The sequence below is a fragment of the Slackia faecicanis genome (assembly GCF_003725295.1).
Taxonomy (GTDB): Bacteria; Actinomycetota; Coriobacteriia; order Coriobacteriales; family Eggerthellaceae; genus Slackia; species Slackia faecicanis.
Map to the genome: position 1 here is coordinate 103,957 of NZ_QICB01000001.1, position 15,825 is coordinate 119,781.

Genomic DNA, 15,825 nt, shown 5'->3' on the forward strand with positions numbered 1-15,825 from the left:
TTAATTGGTATCGATGGGTTCAAAAATAGTTTGAACCCATCGATACGTATAAAACAGGTCGATGCATAAGTTCAAAAAGTTCCGCAGGGCATATGCGTCTCGTTCCTGCGAAATTCTTGCACGACTTGATTTTCTTGTCTTGCGCCTTGTAAACTGCAAGATACGCAGCTGTTTCGCTGCGTCCGTTTTATCCAGAGTCGGGGTAGAGAGTTGGCTCGATGATCCCGACACCAACCGGCATCTTGCACGGTGGTCCTGCCGACATCGATGAAAGGAGTCCATCATGGACAATGCCTCTTTGTGTCACGTATGCGATTTTCTCAACCTCACGTTCGACCCCGAACCCATGCATTGGCTCGATGAGCCGACGGGCCATGCGTCTGCATTGGCCAAGGCCAATCTGGGCCATCAGATGCGCTATAGCGTAGAGTCGCTCGAATCGGAGCTGGCATGTTCCGAAATGCGCCATGTGCTTCAGCTTGTGTTCGAGGGCGGCACCGAGCGCGACCCCGAGTATTGGTCGCTGCATGCTGACGGTGCTTGCGTGGCGAGCGGCAGCGGCGCGTTCGCACGTGCATGCTTTCGTGAAAGCGCGCAGGCATTCAAGGACGTCTGCCGCGATGCGGTAGAGGCCGCGCACGGCAATGCCGTCGCCTCCCTCGACGCGCATGATTACCGTCTGCTTCGCATATGCCGCGATGTAGCGTCGATCGCGTAGCGTCGGCGTTTCGGGCCCTCGCCGCCATGTACGGCGAGGGCTTTTCTTATGCCGTTACGTTATGGCGCCACGGCGCGAAAGTCTCGCTTTCGATGCGCGATGACGCGAGGGGGCCTCTCAATGACGGGTTCGTGACGTTTGCGCGACGTGTTAGCACTCGCGCTTCAAGGCTGCTAGAATCACGTTCGTATCGAATTCATGCAAAGAACGGCAAACCTCGCGATGCGAAGGAGGACGAGATTCGTGTTGTCTGATCGCAGGCAAAGAGTGCTTCAGGCGCTCATCGAGGAATACATAGCCAACGCCCAGCCCGTCGGCTCGCGTACGCTCGTCGACCGGTATCGCCTGGGCGTGTCTCCGGCAACGGTGCGCAACGAGCTGTCGGTGCTCGAGGACGAGGGCTATTTGACGTCTCCCCATACGTCGGCCGGCCGCATTCCCACCGACGCGGGCTATCGCGCGTTCGTCGACGACCTTCTCGAAGACGAATACGGCGACGAAACGCAGGGGAGCGCCTTCGACGAGCTGCGCGAGGCGGCGTCGAAGATGGACGACCTCATGGAGAAGACGTCTGCGGCACTCACGCGCCTGACCGATTGCCTTTCCGTGGTTTTGGCTCCTTCGCTTCTGGGCACGGCCGTCAAGCAGGTCTCGCTCGTCTCGTTCACGCCGCGCCGCGCGCTCATGGTGGTCGTCACCGACGACGGACAGGTGCTTGATCGCCACATCGAGTTCGCCGAAGAGGTTTCCTCCGACGAGCTGGCGTCTGTCCAGAACGCGCTGAACGCGGTTCTTTCGGGCAGGCCCATGTCGGAGGTCAGGGGCATGGCCGCGCAGCGCACCTCGGACGCCTTGGCGAGCCCCCTCGGCCGCGTCGTCGTCGACGAGCTGGTGGAGTGCTTGAACGCGGGCGAATCGGACCGCGCCTACCGGCTGGGCATCTCGTCTCTTCTGAAGAAGCCCGAGTTCAGCAACGCCGCGGCGGCCCTGCCCGTGCTTCAGGTGCTCGAAGACGACACCGTGCTCATGCATCTGTTCGACGACGTCGCCGATTCGGGCAACGCGCTCGAAGTGCGCATCGGCAGCGAGAACGGCGCGAGCCAGCTTTCCGGCGTATCGGTGGTGGCCGCGCAATACGGCCCGTCCGATTCTTCGGGAATCGTCGCGGTCATCGGCCCCACGCGCATGGATTATTCGAAAGTCATCAACGCCGTCCGCGCCGCGCGAAGCGCGCTGGGCGATCTGTAATACGAGGAAGGTAACCAACCGTTATGGCAAAAGACCTCTACGCTATTCTCGGCGTATCGAAAACCGCCACCGACGACGAAATCAAGAAGGCGTTCCGTCGCAAGGCGCGCGAACTCCATCCCGACGTCAACAAGGCTCCCGATGCCGAGGACCGCTTCAAAGAGCTCAACGAGGCCTACGACGTGCTTTCCGATTCCACGAAGCGCGCCCAGTACGACCGTTTCGGCACCATTCCGGGCGCCGCGAGCGGCGCAGGAGGAGCGGGCGGCTATCAGTACGTCGATTTCGACGACCTGTTCGGCGGCGGCTTCGGCATGGGCGACCTGTTCTCGAGCTTCTTCGGCGGCGCCGCGGGCGGCCGCGCCAACGTGCGCAAGGAAGGCCGCGACATGGGCGTCGGCCTGCGCCTGACGCTCGAGGAAGTCGCGGCGGGCGCGAAGAAGGAAATCGTCTACGACCGCCTGGCTCCCTGCGAGGCGTGCGGCGGCAGCGGCATGGGCGAGGGCGGCCACGAAATCGACTGCCCCGAGTGCGAAGGTCGAGGCCGCGTGGTCACGGTCCAGCATACGTTCCTCGGCGACATGCAGACCGCCAGCACCTGCCGCAATTGCGGCGGCACGGGCAAGGTCATCGAGAACCCTTGCGAGGAGTGCGAGGGCCAGGGCCGCATTCCCGATCGCCAGCACGTCACGGTGGAGGTGCCTGCGGGCATCCGCGAGGGCCAGCAGTTGCGCGTGAGCGGCTTCGGCGAAGCGGGCATGCACGGCGCCAAGGCGGGCGATCTGATCGTCACCTGCCGCATCCAGCCGCATGAGTTCTTCGAGCGCGAGGGTGACAATCTGCATGCCCGCGCCAATGTGAGCTTCATCCAGGCCACGCTGGGCGCTGAAATCGAAATCGACGGCATCTTCGAGGACGAGAAGGTGCAGGTGCGCATCCCCGAAGGCTGCCAGAACGAGCAGATCGTGCGCGTGAAGGGCATGGGCATGCCGCGTCTGAACTCCGATTCGCGCGGCGATATGTACGTGCATATCAACGTCCTCATTCCGAAGAAGGTCACCAAGAAGCAGCGCGAGCTGCTCGAGAAGGTGGCGCAGGAGTTCGGCGAAGAGGTTTCCGACGCGCGCAGCCCGCTGCAGAAGCTGCGCGACGCGTTCAACTAAGCAGGTCCTGAAGGGCTCGCGTTTTCTCGGCGGCCGCAAGGCCGCCGTTTCGCGTCCCTCTAAGGCTTTTATGCTGTTTCTCGTCTTGCGTCCGCGCACGGCTTTTTCCGAGGCGTTTTCGCTTATATTCATGCGCATTCGTATTCCCGTTGAAAGGCTCCGATGGTCTCCGATAGCTCTTCCGATCGCGCCAAGACGTTTCATGTGGTCAACCTGGGCTGCAAGGTCAATCGCGTCGAAAGCGACGACTTCGCCGCCGCCCTGCTCGCTCGTGGAGGCGAGGCGGTCGACGCGGCCCGCGCCGATTTGATCGTCGTGAACACATGCACCGTCACCGGCGAGGCCGAGAAAAAGACGCGTAAGGCGGTGCGCGGCGCGCTGCGCGCGAACGATCATGCGCGCGTCATCGTCACCGGTTGCGCCGCCGCCATATCGCCCGAGGTGTTCGAGGGCATGGACCCGCGCGTGCAGGTGGTTCCGAAGGGCTCCATGATGGGGCTGCTCGCGCCCGAAGGCTCGTCGTTCGAGCCCCACGGCGCCGCGCCCTTGCTGCGCGTGGGCGACGAATTCCCCACGCGCGTGGGCATCAAGGTGCAGGACGGATGCGACAACGCCTGCACGTATTGCATCGTGCATGTGGCTCGCGGCCGCGCGTGGTCGAGGCCTGCCGACGAAATCGTTTCCGAGGCGGTGCGCCTGGCACAGGCGGGCGTGCGCGAGATCGTGCTGACGGGCATCAACCTGGGCTCGTATTCGTTCGAGGGCATGACGCTCGCGGGCCTTTTGCGCAGGCTGCTCGACGCCGTCGAAGACGACGTGCGCTTCCGCATCTCGTCGGTCGAGCCGCGCGACGTCCACGACGACCTGATCGAGCTGATGGCGCAGGCGGACGGCCGCATCTGCAGGCATCTACACCTGCCGCTTCAGTCGGGCTCGCCCAAAGTGCTCAAAGAGATGGCTCGCCCTTACAAGGCGTCGTATTTCGTAGAGCTCGTCGACAGGCTTTACGAGGCCATGCCCATGCTGTCTTTGTCCACCGACGTCATCGTCGGATTCCCTGGCGAAACGGAGGAGGATTTCCAGGAGACGGCGGCCATGGCCGAGCGCTGCCGCTTCTCCAAGATGCACATCTTCCGCTACTCGATGCGCGAGGGCACCCCTGCGGCCCGTCGTGCCGACCAGGTCGATCCAGTCGTGAAGGCGGATCGGGCCAAACGTCTCGAGGCGATCGCGCAGGCGCTTCGCGAGGCCGACCGCTCGCGCCGTGCGGGAACGGTCGAGTTGGCGTTAGTGGAGACGAACGGCGTGGCGACCACCGAAAGCTATCATGAAGTGCGCGTCGCCGAGGACGCGCCTGTGGGCGAGCTGATGGAGTTCAGGCTATGAGCGAAAAGACCGGAGCCGACCTGAAGCGCGAGAACGCGCTGATAAAATCGTTCGGATACGCGGCCCAGGGCACGCGGTCCGCCTCGTCGGAGCGCAATTTCAAGGTCGATTGCGCCGCGGGCGCGGGCGCCGTGCTTCTGTGCGTGCTTTTGCAGGTGCCGTTATGGGGGTTCGTGGCCGTGACGATGTGCGTCGGCATCCAGCTCGCCCTTGAAACGGTGAACACCGCGATCGAGGCGGTGGTCGATCTGGCTTCGCCCGAAATACACCCGCTGGCCAAGCGCGCGAAAGACTGCGCGGCGGGCGCCGCGCTCATCACGGCCTGTATGAGCGTCGTCGTGGGGCTCGCCGTCTACGTGCCTGCGGCATTGAAGCTTTTCGGCATTGTTTGATCACGGGGCCGACCGGCGCGTCGCAGGCGCGGCGGGCGAAGGCCCATTCGGAAGGGGAGCTATGTCTTTGCATCATTTCTTTCTCGACGGACAGGTCCTTGAACTGGAAACCGAACCGTGCTTCGCCTTGCGCCTGAGCCCCGAAGACGCCAAGCATGCCCGCGTGCTCAGGCTCGAGCCGGGCGAGCATCTCAGCGTCGTCGACGCCGCGCAGGATTATTTCGAGTGCGAGGTCGTTTCGACGGACGGCGATATCGTGGTGCGCATCGCCCAGAAGCTCGACGCCTCCGAAGACGGTCCGACCGTCGTGCTGGCGCAGGGCCTTGCCAAAGGCGACAAGATGGACGATATCGTGCGCCATGCCACCGAGGTTGGCGTGAGCGGTTTCGTTCCGCTTGCGTGCTCGCGCAGCGTGGTGAAGCTCGATGCGAAGAAGGCTGCGGCGAAAACGCAGCGCTGGCAGGCGATCGCCCGTTCCGCGGCCATGCAGGCGGGAAGGACGCTCGTGCCCGAGGTGTCGGAGCCTGTGAGCATCGCCCAGGCGGTCGACCTGTTCGCCGAAGCGACGGCCGTGCTCGTATGCTGGGAAGAATGCCCGGCCACGTCGACTATCGCGTCTGCGCTCGGATCGGCCTTCGAGGAGTGCGGCGTGCGCGACGTCCGCGATGCCCGCATCGTGGTGGTCGTGGGCCCCGAAGGCGGGCTTTCCGCTTCCGAGGTGGAGGCGCTTGCGGCCGGCCGCCGCGCGTGGCCGGTGACGCTCGGTTCATCCATTCTGCGTACGGAGACCGCGGGCGTCGTGGCTCCGGCGCTTGTCTTGTACGAGTGCGGAGGAATGGGGCGGGGGGGCATGTCGTGCTCGGACAGTCCTGGGCTCGCGCGAACGGCGCAGTAGGCGCCGTTCGGCTCGTGCGGAACTGCGCGCGGCACGCCCCCGCGCCCCCTGGGGCGTTTTTTCGGAAGGCTCGGCACCTTGGCGGGCGCCATCGCTGCGCAGGCTTCGGGCTCGGCGCGCCTTCGGGCGCCATCGCTCGGAACGAGGCGGCATTGCTCGGGACTGGGGGGGGGCTCGCTGCCCTTCGGGCAGCATCGCTTGAGGGCGGGCGCAATGGTTTCGGCGGCGTCGTCCGAAGGTTCGGGTTTGCCGTGTCGCGGTTGTTTGAGGGCGTTCTTTGACGGGCGCCATGAAGGCGAAAGGAAGAGGTAGTCGATGAATATCGCTGTCGAAATCGAACACGGTGCGGATATCGCCGAAGGGGTCGATATCGAAGGAATCGCCCGTTACGTGCTGGCGCAGGAAGGCCAGCCCGAGAACACCGAGGTGTCCATCACGCTGACCACCGATGAGGAAGTGCATCGTCTGAACAGGGAGTTCCGCGGAATCGACCGTCCGACCGACGTGCTTTCCTTCGAGTGCGACGGCTATGACGACGATTTCGACGAGGGCGACGCGTTCGAGGATGCGGGCGTTCCCGACGACGAGCCGTATCTGCTCGGCGATATCGTGATCGCATCCGATGTGGCCCGCGCGCAGACCGCTCAGTTCGGCACCACGCCGCAGCAGGAGCTCGCGGTGCTTTTGGTGCACGGCCTTCTGCATCTGTGCGGCTGGGATCACGTGCATTCCGATGAAGAGGCCGAAGAGATGGAAGCCCGCGAGCGCGAGATGCTCGCGGGCGTCGGGCTCGCCGGCATTCGATAGGCTCGCCGCCTCGGCGGAATCGTCCGCGCCGAATTCCGGGAATTCGGTGAATGACATGCGTATCTGTGCTATAATTCTGCGTCGGCTTCTTAAGCGCGCCGTGTTACGTCGGAGCAAACGGAACCTTATCGGAACCGCAGCGTTTCCATCCGACCTCTTTTACGGTGCCAGGCAGTCCAGGGTCTTCAAAGGCCCGGCCGACCAGGGCATTGCTTGCGATGCCCGCGCGATGCGCATACGCCGGACCCGAAAGAGCGCTTAGGCAGCAGGTCGTATCAAGACTCATAGAAGGAAACGAAACATGGACATCATCCGCGCAATCGAACAGCAGCAGATCAAGGAAGTCGCTCCGTTCAACGTCGGCGACACCGTCAAGGTTCACTACCGCATCAAAGAGGGTAACCGCGAGCGTATCCAGGTGTTTCAGGGCGACGTCATCCGTCGTCACGGCCACTCCTGCCGCGAGACCTTCACGGTCCGCAAGATCAGCTTCGCCGTCGGTGTCGAGCGTACCTTCCCGGTTCATTCTCCCAAGATCGAGAAGATCGAGGTCGTTCGTCACGGCGCCGTCCGTCGCGCAAAGCTCTACTACCTGCGCAACAAGGTCGGCAAGGCTGCGAAAATCAAGGAAAAGGCTTTCTAAGTCGATTACCTGCAAAAGCCCGCTTCGGCGGGCTTTTGTTTTATCCGGACCGATTCGGGCGAAGGGAATGGCATGAAACAGACGCTGGCAGACATCAGGGCGGCCCTGCGCGAGGCCGACAGGGAAGGGTTCGAGGCCCTTGCGCGCGATCTGCAGGCAGATGAGCGCAAGGGCGTGCAGCAGGCGATCGCATCCGCGCGGCGCAGGCTCGATGCCGAAGACGCCGAGCGGGCGCGCCTCGAGGAGATGTATGCGTTTCAGGCGCGCCTCGCCGAGGGCGGCGTGGCGGTCGGCCTCGACGAAGTGGGACGCGGCCCGGTGGCCGGTCCGTTGACGGTCGCGGCGGTCGTGCTCGCCGACGATGCGCGTATCGAGGGGTTGAACGATTCCAAGCAGATTAAGCCCGAGCGGCGTGAAGAGATAGCCGTCGAAGTGAAGGAGAGGGCGATCGCCTGGGCTATCGAGCATATCGAGCCCGCTTTCATCGACGAGCACGGCATGGCTCTTTCGCTGCGCACCGCCTTTTCGCGCGCGATCGCGGCGGTCGAGGCCCAGGGCGTGCGCATCGACCGCGTTTTGCTCGACGGCAACGCGATGGGCTTGGATCCGCGCGAGGTCAATGTGGTCAAAGGCGACGCCAAGTGCGCTTCGATCGCGGCCGCCTCGATCATTGCGAAGGTCGAGCGCGACGGCTTGATGCGCGCTTATGCGGATACGTATCCCAAGTACGGCTTCGAGAGCAACAAAGGGTATGCGAGCGCCGAGCACATCGCCGCAATCGAGCGTTTCGGGCTGAGCCCCGTCCATCGCGCGTCGTTTTGCCGCGCATGGATGCAGGATTCGCTTTTCTAGGCCAGGCCGTCTGCGCGGCGAGTCTGTCGCGGGCGGCCCGGCCGCTTAGCGTTCGGGCGCGGTTTCGGTCTGCCGGTTTCGGCGGGAAAGCGGCCGGGTGCGCGCCGGCATGCGGCGAGATGCCTTCCAAAACCGTGCCGGGGGCGTTTCCTATGCTTGTTTCCTGACGAAAGGAGGCGGCATGGAACGAGAAGAAAACCGCAGGGCCGCGACGAAAGAACGGATCGCACGACAGGCCGGCGCAGGAGGGTCGGCGATGCCGCAGGACCCGCCGCGCGACGCCGAGGCCGCAACCGAGGAGGTCGAGCGCCACCGCGAAGACGATACGGCGTCTCTGACCCCGCACGAGCTGGGCGTGCGGGGAGAGGAGGCCGCCTGCGCGTTTCTCGTGCGCAGGGGCTACGACATCCTCGAGCGCAATTGGACCTGTCCTGCCGGCGAGGCGGACATCGTGGCGAAAGACGAGGACGGCACCATGGTGTTCGTCGAGGTGAAGACGCGCTCGAGCCTGGAAGCGGGATTTCCCTCCGAGGCGGTCACGCCGCAGAAGCGCGCCCGATACGAGCGTATCGCAGGCTACTTCCTGTCTCAGTACGAGGGTGTGGAATGCCGCGTGCGATTCGACGTGATATCCATTCTCGTGCTCGGCAACAGCCGCGCTTTGATCAGGCATTACGTGAATGCGTTCGCTTCGGGGCGATAGGCCATGCATCTGCAATGCGTGCTGAAGACGGCCTGCATACGCGGCGTGCGCGCCGTTCCGGTGGAGGTCGAGGTGGTCGTCTCGAGGGGCCTTCCCGGAATGACCATCGTCGGCATGCCCGACGCGGCGGTCAGGGAGTCGCAAGAGCGCGTGCGCGCCGCGATCAGGGCCTGCGGGTTCACGATGCCGGCCGACAAGGTGGTGGTGAACCTCGCCCCCAGCTCGCTTCGCAAGGCGGGGTCGGGGTTCGACCTTCCGATAGCGGCCGCCATCCTCGCGGCCACGGGGCAGGTGGACGCGGCGAAGCTTCGCGAATATCTCTTGGTCGGCGAGCTTTCGCTCGAAGGCAAGGTGCGCCCCGTCCCCGGAACGCTTTCGTATGCCTGCTGCGCGCGCGAGCAGGGCCTTCGCCTCGCCGTTTCGTATGACGCGGCCGACGGCGCCCCGCTTTCCGATGTCGAGCAGCGCGGCGTGCGCGCCTTGGGCGACCTGCGCCGATGCGATTTCGCGCCGCTTCGTTTTCCCGCGCAGGACGCGCGAAGCGATGCGCCCGATTTCGGCGCGATCTACGGCCACGAGGCCGCGAAGCGGGCGCTGCAGATCGTGGCGGCGGGCGACCACGGCATTCTTCTGACGGGCCCGCCGGGTTCGGGCAAAAGCATGCTCGCCTCGGCGCTGCCCTCGATCCTTCCTCCGCTCGATGAAGAGGAGAGGATCGAGTCGGCGCGGGTGCATTCGGTCGCGGGCGAATCGGTCGAAGGGATTCTTTCGGGCGTGCGGCCGTTTCGCAAGGTACATCATTCCACCAGCATGGCGGGCCTGGTGGGCGGCGGGTCTCCCGTGCGCCCGGGCGAGATATCGCTCGCCCACAACGGCGTTTTGTTCCTCGATGAATTGCCGGAGTTTTCTCCTGCGGTGCTGCAGGCGTTGCGACAGCCTATGGAACAAGGGCGCGTGGTGGTGACGAGGGCGGATGGCAGCGTCGAACTGCCGTCGCGCTTCATGCTGGTGGCCGCCGCCAACCCGTGCCCGTGCGGCCATTACGGCGATCCGGACATCGCGTGCCGGTGCACCGACCTCCAGGTCGCCCGATACCAGGGCAGAGTCGGCGGGCCGCTGCTCGACCGCATCGACCTGCACGTGGACGTTTGGCGCTGCGACCCCGCCTCCATCATAGAGGGCGCCCATCGCACGGGCGCGACCTCGGAGGAGTTGCGCGCGGGCGTGCGCGAGGCGCGGGAGTTCGCAAGCTGGCGGCGCGACGCCCTCGGCGATGCGCGCTCGCGTAAGACGGACGACCTGCTGCGGTGCTGCCGCCTCGACGAGCGCTCGAAAAGCCTGCTCGAGGCCGCGGCGCGTTCGATGAACATGTCGGGCCGCGGCATAGCTCGGGTGCTGTCGGTGGCGCGCACCGTCGCCGATATGGCGCAGAGCCGCGATGTGGGCGAGGAGCATCTGGTCGAAGCGGTCGGCTTCAGGGTGAGGAGGGGGTCGTGATGGCGTCGGGCGGATACGGCAAGGCCGTGAAGGGGCCGCGCTGGGAGATAGCGCGCGGGACGAAGGGCTATCCCGCTGCTCTCGAATGCCTCGACGACCCTCCCGAAACGCTGTATGTGGTGGGCGATCCCGACGCGTTGCAGGAAGGCCTTGCCGTGGTGGGCGCCCGCAAAGCGACGCCGTACGGCAGAGCCGCCGCCCGCCTGCTCGCGGGATGCGCCGCACGCCGCGGCATCGCTATCGTTTCGGGCGGCGCGCGCGGATGCGACGCCGCGGCGCACGAGGCCGCGCTCGAGCAGGGAGGACGCACCGTCGCGTTTCTCGGCGGAGGCTGCGACAAGGTGTATCCGGCGTGCAATGCGGGGCTGTTCGACCGCATCGCGGCGTCGGGCGGCGCGGTGGTTTCCGAGCATCCCTGGGAATTCCCGCCGAAGCCGTATACCTTCAGGGCGCGCAACAGGCTCATCGCCGGCCTTTCCAGGGCGACGCTCGTCGTGGAGGCGGGGGTCGGCAGCGGCACGTTTTCCACAGCGGACGAGGCCCTGCGCGCGAACAGGGATGTGCTCGCGGTGCCGGGTTCCATCTTCTCGGAAACGTCGCGCGGCGCGAACATGCTGATCGGGCAAGGGGCCATGCCCGTGGTGGACGAGGAGTCGTTCGTCGAGATGCTCGACCGCATGTTCCCCGACACGGAGGCGGCGTGCACTTCTTTCGGGGCCGCGCCGTCGAAAGGCGTCGTGGCGGGCCAGGGGGTTTTGCCTCTGCCCGGTCCGCGGGAGACGCGCCTGGCCGCGGCCCTTGCCGCCGACCCGCTGCGGCTCGAGCAGATGGCCGCCGCCTTCATCGGCGGAGACGAGGCTCTTTTCGACGGCATGAGCGACCTGATGGCGTGCGTGGGCCGGCTCGAGGCCATCGGCGTCATAGAGCGCTATCCCGACGGAAGGTTCGGGGCGGTGAAATGACCTCGCCGCTTCGGCGGTTTCTATGGAAACGATATGGTCGCGGGCATGTCTCGTTCGAAGAGTGCGGGCATCCGCGGGCGAGCCGGTAGAATCACGGCCATGGATAAAACAGTTGATATCATCGGCGCGGGCCTTGCGGGAAGCGAGGCGGCTTTGCAGCTCGCCTCCCGCGGCGTCCGTGTCCGCCTTCATGAAATGCGTCCTGTCGTGCAGACGGACGTCCATCACGGATCCGATTGCGCCGAACTGGTCTGCTCGAATTCGCTCAAAAGCACCAAGCCCGAAAGCGCCGCAGGCATGCTCAAAGCCGAGCTTGCGGGGCTCGGGTCGTTTTTGATCGAGCAGGCGATGCTCAATCGCGTCGATGCGGGCGGCGCTCTCGCCGTCGATCGCGACGCCTTCTCGGCCGCGGTCACGCGCCTCGTGCGCGAGCATCCCTCGATCGAATACATCGTCGGAGAGGTCGAGCAGCCCCCGACCGATGCCGATGCGGTCATCCTGGCCACCGGTCCGCTCACGTCGGATTCGCTGGCGGCATGGGTGGCCGAGCGCGCGGGTTCCGACAACCTGGCGTTCTTCGACGCGGCGGCGCCGATCGTCATGGCGGATTCGCTCGACGAAGCCGTGCTGTTTCGCCAGTCGCGCTACGAGGAGCAGGCGGTGGGCGACTACCTCAACGCTCCTTTCAGCAAGGAAAGCTATGACGCCTTCATCGACGAGCTGCTCGCCGCCGACCGCGTCATCAAGAAGGATTTCGAGACGGGCGACCTGTTCCAGGCATGCCAGCCGATCGAAGAGATCGCTCGCAAGGGCCACGACGCCCCGCGCTTCGGAACGTGCAAGCCCGTCGGCCTGACCGACCCCGCCACGGGCAGAAGGCCGTGGGCCGCCGTGCAGCTGCGCGCCGAAAACGCCGATTTGACGGCGTACAACCTGGTGGGCTTCCAGACCAATCTGACGTTTCCCGAGCAGCGCCGCGTTTTCCGCATGATCCCCGGCCTTGAAAACGCCGAATTCGCGCGCTACGGCGTGATGCATCGCAATACGTTCATCTGCGCGCCCGAGCTGCTCGACCGCACGCTTTATTTCGAGAAGGCGTCTTCCGAGGTGCCGGTCTATGTCGCGGGCCAGCTTTCGGGAACGGAGGGCTATTGCGAGGCCGTCATGTCGGGCCTCGTGGCCGCCTTGTCCGTCTATGCGCGCCTCGTCGATGTCGAGATGCCCGCGATGCCGCGCGCCATGGCGTTCGGCGCGCTGCTCGATTACGCGACTGACCCGAACACCGAGGGCTATCAGCCCATGCACGTGAACTTCGGCATCATGGAGCCGTTCGAGCAGCGCATTCGCAACAAGCAGGAGCGCTATGCCGCCTATGCGTGCCGCGGCGCCGAGGCCCTCGAGTCGTATCGCCTCGCCCTGCAGGAAGCGGGCCTGCTGTAGCCGTGGACGGTGCGGAACGCATAACGCCCGCGGCGGTCGACGGACGCTTCCTCGATTGCGTCGAGCGCTTCGCCGCGGCTTTGGCGCTCGAGCGCAACGCTTCCGAGCACACCGTGCGCGGATATCGTTGTGACCTGCTCGACTATGGCCGCTGGGCGGCGCGGCACGGCATCGATCCGCTGTTCGCCGACCATCGCGCCATACGCCGCTATCTCGCCGAGCTCGATGCCGCAGGCTGTTCGCGCCGCACGACGAACCGCCGCCTTTCGGCCATGCGGACGTTTTTCCGCTGGCTTTGCGCCGCCGGCGTGCCGTGCGACGATTCGGTCGTTTCCATCCAAGGCCCCAAGGCCGAAAAAACCTTGCCTCGCGTGATGAGCGCGGCCGATATGGACCGCCTGCTCGGCGTCTACGTCGGCCGCGACGACGCGCGCGGCGTGCGCGACCGGGCGTTGCTCGAGCTTCTGTACGCGTGCGGGGTGCGCGTGTCGGAGGCCGCGTCGCTGACGGTGCGCGGGGTCGATTTCTCGGCGGCGCGGGTCAAGGTGTTCGGCAAGGGCCGCAAAGAGCGGGTCGTTCCTCTGCACGACGTCGCATGCGAAGCGATGCTTCGATATCGCGACGAGGCGCGCCCCGAGCTCGAATGCGACGGGCCTTCGCCGTATTTCTTCCTTTCCACGCGCGGGGCGAAAATGAGCCCCGACGCCATACGCGCGGTCTTCAAAGGGGCGCTTGCCGCTGCGGGGCTCGACTTGTCGTTTTCTCCGCATGCAGTGCGCCATACGTTCGCGACCGACCTGCTCGAGGGAGGGGCCGACCTGCGAAGCGTTCAGGAGATGCTCGGCCATGCGAGCCTGTCCACCACCCAGATCTACACGCACGTTTCTCCGACGCGCTTGAAAAACGAGCACAGCCGCGCGCATCCGCGCGGGTAGGCGTATGTGGCGAAACCGGGCAGAATGGCGAATACGTCGTCGGATGTATGGCGCTGCGGCTCGCGACGGCTTAGCATGAAACGATGAATGAATTCGAAAAACAGACGCGTGGATTCTCCGAGCTCGGCAGCAAGGCGAGCAAGTCGGCCCACGCCTTCGCCTCGTCTCTGTTCGGCGACCCTTTGCGCGACCGCGACGACGACCCCGCCGGTCCCTTCGAGCTTTCGGACATGGGCCCGCGCGATTGGGCTATCGATGTCGCGGTGGCCCTGGTCGCGTTCGTGTTCGGGTGCGTGCAGCTGATCCTCGCCTCCACCTCGGTGTTTTACGTGGACGGTCCGTTCAGGGAAATGGCGGGCCTGGTCAACATCGTTCCCAACGGATACGCCTACGCCGCGCTCGCGTTCACGACGTTTCCTCTTGTCCTGCGCCGCGCCGCGCCGTGGCCGACGCTCGCGATCGTGTCGGCGTGCTTTTTCTTCTCGAGCGGATTCATGTCGGGATACGCCTTGTCGGCCGTCGGCCCGATCATCGCCGCCTTCACGGTGGCGAGCGAGCTGAGCGGCCGCCATGCGGCGGGGGCGGGCGTCGTCGCGGCGGCGGTCATGCTCGTGGCGCCCACTCCGCTGCCGAGCGAGACGCTCGCCACCATCATGCGCGTGCAAAACGCCGTGTTCGCCGCCGCCGCGGTGTCGCTCGGGTTCGCCGTGCGTACGTATCGGGCTTATGCGCGCGAAACCGAGCGCAGGCTCGACGAGGCCGAGCGAAGCCGCGAAGAGCTGGCCGCGCGCCGCGTCGCCGAAGAGCGCGTGAGGATTGCGCGCGACGTCCACGACATCACGGCCCATTCGTTGTCGGCGGTCGCCATCCAGGCCGCCGCTGCCGAGCGCCTGGTCGACTTGGACCCGGCCGCGGCGAAAGAGGCCATTGTCGATATCAGGACGGTTTCCAAGGGCGCGCTCGACGAAATACGCTCCATGATCGGCGTTCTGCGCGGCGACGAGGCGGCACAGACGGCGCCCGCGGAAGGCACGGAGCGCCTCGAAGACGTGGTTTCCTATCTCGAGCGGGCGGGCCTCGAAGTATCGTGCGCGACGCGCGGCTACGAAAAGAACGCCGTGCCTGCATTCGTCGACATGGCCTTGTTCGCCCTCGTGCGCGAGGCGGCCACCAACACGGTGCGCCATGCGCATGCGTCGCGCGTCGATATCACGCTGCGTTCGAGCGGCGCGTCGGCGTCGCTGTCCTACGTCGACGACGGCGTGGGCTTTTCGCAGGCCGACCGCGACGCCGCCGAAGGCCACGGCCTGCAGGGCATGGCCGAGCGCATCGAAGCGCTCGGAGGCCGGTTCCGTGCGGTCGGAGAGGGCGGCTGCGCGCTTTCCGCCGAAATTCCCCTGGAAGGAGTTCGCGATGCTCGATAGCAAGGCAGGCGCCGCGCCGATCCGCGTGGCCATAGCCGACGATCAGGACCTCGTGCGCAAGGGGTTCCGCCTCATCCTTTCGTCGTTTCCCGGCATCGAAGTGGTGGGAGAGGCCGTCGACGGCTCCGACGCGGTGGCCCTGGCGCGCAGGATGAGGCCCGACGTCTTGCTGATGGACATCCGCATGCCGCGCAAAAACGGCATCGAGGCGACGAAGATCTTGGCGTCGGACCCTGAAACGTCCCAGGTGGCGGTGCTGATCTTGACGACGTTCGATATCGACGAATACGTCTACGACGCCCTTGCCGCGGGAGCGAGCGGCTTTCTGCTCAAAGACGTGGAGCCCGACGAGCTGGCGCGTGCCGTGCGCGTGGTGGCCGCGGGCGACGCGCTGATCGAGCCTTCCGTCACGCGCCGTTTGGTGGAAACCTACGCCGCCTCGCGACGCAAGACGCGCTTCGACGGCTCGGCGGTCGAAGGCCTCACGGAGCGCGAACGCGAGATTTTGAGTCTGGTGGGGCGCGGCATGAGCAACGACGAGATAGCCGACGAGCTGGTCATTTCCCCCGCAACGGTGCGCACCCATGTCGGCCGCGTCATGGCGAAGCTCGACGCGCACGACCGAGCCCAGCTGGTGGTGGCGGCTTACGAGAGCGGATTGGTGAAGCCGGGCATGTAGCCGCCCGCCCGCGCCGCCGCTTTTCCGGATGTATGGAAGATTCCGCGTACGTCCGTTCGTAGTTCCCGTTCTCTGCGCTAC

The 15,825-nt window shown here is 65.6% G+C and carries 16 protein-coding genes and 1 riboswitch; all 16 genes read left to right on the forward strand.

The window, feature by feature from the left end; all coding sequences use genetic code 11:
• Positions 1-184 precede the first annotated feature (184 nt).
• A riboswitch (SAM riboswitch) is annotated at positions 185-274 on the forward strand.
• 9 nt (positions 275-283) lie between these two features.
• The 16 genes from DMP07_RS00490 to DMP07_RS00565 all read left to right on the forward strand — a co-directional run bounded on the left by DMP07_RS00490 (position 284) and on the right by DMP07_RS00565 (position 15,744).
• The gene (locus tag DMP07_RS00490) at positions 284-718 is read left to right on the forward strand and encodes a hypothetical protein (RefSeq protein WP_123197209.1); all 435 of its coding nucleotides are present in this window, start codon (positions 284-286) and stop codon (positions 716-718) included.
• 243 nt (positions 719-961) lie between these two features.
• Positions 962-1,966 carry a heat-inducible transcriptional repressor HrcA gene (gene hrcA / locus DMP07_RS00495; protein ID WP_123197210.1) on the forward strand — a complete coding sequence of 335 codons (1,005 nt, stop codon included), beginning with the start codon at positions 962-964 and terminating at the stop codon, positions 1,964-1,966.
• 23 nt (positions 1,967-1,989) lie between these two features.
• Positions 1,990-3,129: a molecular chaperone DnaJ gene (gene dnaJ, locus DMP07_RS00500; RefSeq protein WP_123197211.1), complete on the forward strand. Its 1,140-nt coding sequence runs from the start codon at positions 1,990-1,992 to the stop codon at positions 3,127-3,129.
• A 162-nt stretch (positions 3,130-3,291) separates the two neighbouring features.
• Positions 3,292-4,515 carry a tRNA (N(6)-L-threonylcarbamoyladenosine(37)-C(2))-methylthiotransferase MtaB gene (gene mtaB, locus DMP07_RS00505; RefSeq protein ID WP_123197212.1) on the forward strand — a complete coding sequence of 408 codons (1,224 nt, stop codon included), beginning with the start codon at positions 3,292-3,294 and terminating at the stop codon, positions 4,513-4,515.
• Complete coding sequence (locus tag DMP07_RS00510; RefSeq protein WP_123197213.1) at positions 4,512-4,907, forward strand: diacylglycerol kinase family protein; 396 nt, start codon at positions 4,512-4,514, stop codon at positions 4,905-4,907. Before mtaB ends, DMP07_RS00510 begins: the two co-directional genes overlap by 4 nt.
• Positions 4,908-4,968: 61 nt before the next feature.
• Complete coding sequence (locus tag DMP07_RS00515) at positions 4,969-5,802, forward strand: RsmE family RNA methyltransferase (RefSeq protein WP_123197214.1); 834 nt, start codon at positions 4,969-4,971, stop codon at positions 5,800-5,802.
• 315 nt (positions 5,803-6,117) lie between these two features.
• Positions 6,118-6,609, forward strand: coding sequence for an rRNA maturation RNase YbeY (gene ybeY, locus DMP07_RS00520; RefSeq protein WP_123197215.1), 492 nt, complete (start codon positions 6,118-6,120; stop codon positions 6,607-6,609).
• Between the two features lie 301 nt (positions 6,610-6,910).
• Entirely contained in the window at positions 6,911-7,252 is a 342-nt protein-coding gene (rplS, locus tag DMP07_RS00525; RefSeq protein ID WP_123197216.1) for a 50S ribosomal protein L19, read from the forward strand.
• Between the two features lie 72 nt (positions 7,253-7,324).
• Complete coding sequence (locus DMP07_RS00530) at positions 7,325-8,104, forward strand: ribonuclease HII (protein WP_123197217.1); 780 nt, start codon at positions 7,325-7,327, stop codon at positions 8,102-8,104.
• A gap of 181 nt (positions 8,105-8,285) precedes the next feature.
• Positions 8,286-8,807 carry a YraN family protein gene (locus DMP07_RS00535; protein WP_244594793.1) on the forward strand — a complete coding sequence of 174 codons (522 nt, stop codon included), beginning with the start codon at positions 8,286-8,288 and terminating at the stop codon, positions 8,805-8,807.
• Positions 8,808-8,810: 3 nt separating this feature from the next.
• The gene (locus DMP07_RS00540; RefSeq protein WP_123197218.1) at positions 8,811-10,304 is read left to right on the forward strand and encodes a YifB family Mg chelatase-like AAA ATPase; all 1,494 of its coding nucleotides are present in this window, start codon (positions 8,811-8,813) and stop codon (positions 10,302-10,304) included.
• Positions 10,304-11,266 (forward strand): DNA-processing protein DprA, encoded by a 963-nt coding sequence (gene dprA / locus DMP07_RS00545; protein WP_123197219.1) that lies wholly within the window; start codon positions 10,304-10,306, stop codon positions 11,264-11,266. The genes DMP07_RS00540 and dprA overlap by 1 nt, the downstream gene beginning before the upstream one ends.
• A gap of 99 nt (positions 11,267-11,365) precedes the next feature.
• Positions 11,366-12,706, forward strand: a complete 1,341-nt coding sequence (trmFO, locus tag DMP07_RS00550; RefSeq protein WP_123197220.1) for a methylenetetrahydrofolate--tRNA-(uracil(54)-C(5))-methyltransferase (FADH(2)-oxidizing) TrmFO — start codon at positions 11,366-11,368, stop codon at positions 12,704-12,706.
• A 2-nt stretch (positions 12,707-12,708) separates the two neighbouring features.
• Positions 12,709-13,641 (forward strand): tyrosine recombinase, encoded by a 933-nt coding sequence (locus tag DMP07_RS00555; protein WP_123197221.1) that lies wholly within the window; start codon positions 12,709-12,711, stop codon positions 13,639-13,641.
• An 83-nt stretch (positions 13,642-13,724) separates the two neighbouring features.
• The gene (locus DMP07_RS00560) at positions 13,725-15,065 is read left to right on the forward strand and encodes a sensor histidine kinase (RefSeq protein WP_244594794.1); all 1,341 of its coding nucleotides are present in this window, start codon (positions 13,725-13,727) and stop codon (positions 15,063-15,065) included.
• Complete coding sequence (locus DMP07_RS00565) at positions 15,055-15,744, forward strand: response regulator (RefSeq protein WP_123197222.1); 690 nt, start codon at positions 15,055-15,057, stop codon at positions 15,742-15,744. The genes DMP07_RS00560 and DMP07_RS00565 overlap by 11 nt, the downstream gene beginning before the upstream one ends.
• Positions 15,745-15,825: the final 81 nt, after the last annotated feature.